The organism is Streptomyces sp. NPDC052101, assembly GCF_040680235.1.
In the GTDB taxonomy this organism is placed as follows: Bacteria; Actinomycetota; Actinomycetes; order Streptomycetales; family Streptomycetaceae; genus Streptomyces.
Map to the genome: position 1 here is coordinate 1 of NZ_JBFAWH010000099.1, position 4,154 is coordinate 4,154.

General features: G+C 72.5%; 2 protein-coding genes. Both read right to left on the reverse strand.

Annotation, left to right across the window (positions count from 1 at the left end; genetic code table 11):
• A partial coding sequence (locus AB0L75_RS43870; RefSeq protein ID WP_365191900.1) for a polyketide synthase docking domain-containing protein occupies positions 1 to 190 on the reverse strand: 190 nt, incomplete at its 3' end.
• A 71-nt stretch (positions 191 to 261) separates the two neighbouring features.
• On the reverse strand, positions 262 to 4,154 hold a 3,893-nt coding region (locus AB0L75_RS43875; protein ID WP_365191901.1), incomplete at its 5' end, for an SDR family NAD(P)-dependent oxidoreductase.

Sequence of the window (4,154 nt, forward strand, 5' to 3'; positions counted from 1 at the left end):
CCCCACCCTCCGACACCAGACGCCACAGGTCCTCCGGCGACGACACACCACCGGGGTAACGGCAACTCATACCCACGATCGCCACCGGCTCACCGACCGCCGACTCGGCAGCGCGCAGGCGCTCCCGCGTCTCCTTCAACTCGGCGGTGACGCGCTTGAGGTAGCCGAAGAGCTTCTCTTCATTCGCCATGGGTGCCTGGCTCATCGTGAATGTCCGTTTCGAAATAGTGGGGAAAGCGTCTGCGTTGCCAGGGGCCGCGGTTACGGCTCTCCCAGTTCCTCGTCAATGAGCGCGAACACCTCGTCCTGCGAGGCGGCGTCCAGGTTCCACTGCGATGTGGACTGGCTGATGGTGATCGGCTCCGGGCTCACCCGGCGCAGCAGCTTCTCCAGGTACTCGGCCACCTCGGTCCGGGCCGGGTCGTCGTCGGGCATGCCGGCGAGGGCGACGTCCAGCCGGTTCAGGTCGGAGATCACCGGGTTGACCTCGGTCTCGTCGGGGCTCAGCTCGCCGCGGAGGTAGCTGACCAGGGCGGTCACCGTGGGATGGTCGAAGACGAGCCCGGCCGGCAGTTTGCGCTCGGTGGCTCCGCTCAGCCTGTTGCGCAGTTCCACCGCGGTGACAGAGTCCAGGCCCAGTTCCGTGAACGGGCGCCCCAGCGGAACCGCGTCGGGGCCTTCGTAGCCGAGGACGGCCGCGGCGTGAGCGCGGACCACCTCGCGCAGGATCCGTTCCTGCTCCGGCCGGCCGAGACCGGCGAGTCGCTCGGCGAGCTTCGGTCCTGCTTCCTCCGGTCCGGGGCGGCCGGTGGCGGTCTCCCGGAGGCGACGGACCTCTTCCAGGTCGTGCAGCATCGGGCTGGGCCGGGCCGCGCTGTAGGCGACGTAGAACCGGTCCCATTCGATGTCCGCGACGACCACGAAGGTGTCATCGCCGTCGAGGGCCTGGGCCAGCGCCTGGGTGGCGCGCTCCGGTGTCATGACCGGAACGCCGTGCCTGCGGCGCAGGTCCGCGACGGCTTCCTGCTCGGCCATTCCGCCGTCGGCCCAGGCGCCCCACGCGATGGACGTGGCCACCCGGCCGTGAGCCCTGCGGTACCAGGCGAGTGCGTCGAGGTAGGCGTTGCCCGGGGCGTAGTTGCCCTGGCCGGCCGCGCCGAAGGTGCCGGCGGTGGAGGAGAACAGCACGAACGCCGAAAGGTCCAGGTGCTCGGTGAGTTCGTGGAGGTTCCACGCGGCACCGGTCTTCGCCCGCAGTACCGCGTCCGCGCGGGTCACGGTCAGGGCTTCCAGGGGGGCGTCGTCGAGCACGGCCGCGGTGTGGAAGACGGCGGTCAGCGGCAGCTCGGCGGGGATGGTGGACAGCGCGGCCGCCAGTGCGTCCCGGTCTCCGGCGTCGCAGGCGAGGATGGTCGTCCGGGTGCCTGCCGCCTCCAGTTCCGCCCGCAGTTCTTCGGCGCCTTCGGCCTGCGGTCCCCTCCTGCTGAGCAGCATCAGGTGTTCCGCGCCGCGGAGGGCCAGCCAACGGGCGACATGCCGGCCGATGGCGCCGGTGCCGCCGGTGATCAGCACGGTGCCGTGGGGCGTCCATTCGGCGTCGGGCGCGGCGGTGTTGGGCGTGCGCACCAGCCTGCGCGCCGAGGTGCCCGTGGCGCGTACGGCAAGCTGGTCCTCGCCGGACTCGCGCGAGAGCAGGGCGCTCAGCCTGTCGGCGGCTTGTTCGTCCAGGTCCTGGGGAAGGTCGACGAGACCGCCCCAGCGGTCCGGGTGCTCCATGGCGGCGACCCGTCCGAGTCCCCACACCGTCGCCTGGGAGGGGACCACGGGGGCGTCTGCCGTACCGGTCGTGACCGCGCCGCTGGTGACACACCAGGTGCGGGCCGCGATGCCGGTCACGGCAAGGGCCTGGATCACGGTCAGGGACCGGGCGAGGGCCCGGGGCACGACGGGGGACGAGGGGTGCGTGTGCTCGTCCCACGCGGCCAGCGACAACGCGCCCACGACGTCCGGGTGTTCGCCCAGCGTCCGCGTCAGGTGTTCCACCAGGTCGTCGGGGTCGTCGGAGGGGGGCACGACCGGCAGCGCGGATGCGCCCCGCCGTACGATCGCGGCCGCGATCACACCCACCCGCGGGTCGTCGGCCAGTTCCTTGGGAATGACCAGCAGCCAGGTGCCCGACAGGCGGGCGGTCTGCGTGTCGGCGACCGGGGCCCATTCGATTCCGTAGCGCCAGGAGTCGATGACGGCCCGGTCGCGCCGCCGGCGATGCCATGCCGAGAGCGCCGGGAGCACCGTGGTCAGCGAGGAGCGTACGTCGGTGTCCTCGACGCCGAGCGTCGACGCCAGGCCCTCCGGGTCATCGCCGTCCACCGCGGCCCAGAACAGTTCGTCGTCGGGGTTGCCGGCCTCGTTCTCGTGGTCCGGCTCGGGCGACTCCAGCCAGTAGCGTCGCCTGGTGAAGGCGTAGGTGGGCAGGTCCACCGGGTTGCCGGCTTCGAAGGCCGTCGACCAGTCCACGGCGGTTCCGGTCACGAAGAGTTCCGCCAGTGCGGTCAGCAGCCGCTCGCGTCCGCCCTCGTCGCGGCGCAGGGTGCCGGTGACGACGGCGTCGGCGGTGTGGTCCTCCAGGGTTTCCTGGATGGCGGCGGCCAGCACCGGGTGCGGGCTGACCTCGACGAAGACGGAGTGACCGGCCTCGGCGAGGGTGCGTGTGGCCTGCTCGAACCGCACGGTCTCCCGCAGGTTGCGGTACCAGTACCCGGCATCCGCGGAGCCGTCGCCCAGGAGGTCACCCGTCACCGCGGAGTACATCGGCAGCTGCGCGGCCCGGGGCGCGACGGGGGCCGCGAGCTCCAGCAGGGCTTCGCGCAGACGCTCGACGTGCGGGGTGTGCGAGGCGTAGTCCACGGGGATGCGGCGAGCCCGTACCCCTTCGCGCTCGCAGACAGCGATGAACTCGTCCAGGGCCTCGGGGTCACCGGCGACGACCGTGGCGGCGGGGCCGTTGACCGTGGCGACCCACACGCCGCCGCGGTCGGCGAGCATCTGCTCGACGCGGGCGACGGGGGCGGCGATGGACACCATTCCGCCATGGCCGGCCAGTTCCTCGGCGATGACGCGGCTGCGCAGCGCCACCAGTCGGGCGCCGTCCTCCAGCGACAGGACGCCGGCCACGCAGGCCGCGGCGATCTCGCCCTGCGAATGTCCCACCACTGCGTCGGGTTGCACCCCGTGCGAGCGCCAGACTTCGGCGAGGGAGACCATCAACGCCCACAGCACGGGCTGCACCACATCGACGCGCTCCAGCGACGGAGCGTCCTGCGCACCGCGCAGCACCGCGAGAAGGTCCCAGTCGGTGTGCAGGCGCAGCACCGTCGCGCACTGCTCGATGCGCTCGGCGAAGACCGGGGAGGCGTCGAGGAGGCCGGTCGCCATGCCGGCCCACTGCGAGCCCTGTCCGGGGAAGACGAACACGGTCCTGGCCTGTTCGGCCGAGTTGCCCTCCAGCACTCCGGCGACGGGCTCGCCGCGCCCGAACGCGTCGAGGCGGTGCAGCAGTTCCTCGCGGGTCCGCCCGATGACCACCGCGCGGTGTTCCATGAGCGTCCGCGTGGCCGCCAGGGAGTGAGCGATGTCGAGGGGGGTGAGGCCGGGGTCGGCCGTCGCCCAGGCGTGGAGGCGGCGGGCCTGCTCGCGCAGGCTCTCGGCGGACCTGGCGGTGACCACCCAGGACACGGGCAGGTCGGCGGGCGGGGCGGAAGCCGTGGTCTTGGACGCCTCCGCGCGGGGAGCCTGTTCGAGGATCACGTGGGCGTTGGTGCCGCTGATGCCGAAGGACGACACGGCGGCCCGGCGGAGGGTGTCGCTCCCCGGCCATGCCAGGGCCTCGGTGGCCAGGTGCAGGGTGCCCGTGGACCAGTCGATGTGCGGGCTGGGCTCGTCCGTGTGCAGGGTCGCGGGCACCAGGCCGTTCTGCAGCGCCATGACCATCTTGATCACGCCGGCGACACCCGCCGCCGCCTGGGTGTGGCCGATGTTGGACTTCACCGATCCGAGCACCAGCGGCTGGTCGGCGGGGCGGTCCTGGCCGTAGGTGGCGAGCAGGGCCTGTGCCTCGATGGGGTCGCCGAGCGAGGTGCCCGTGCCGTGTGCCT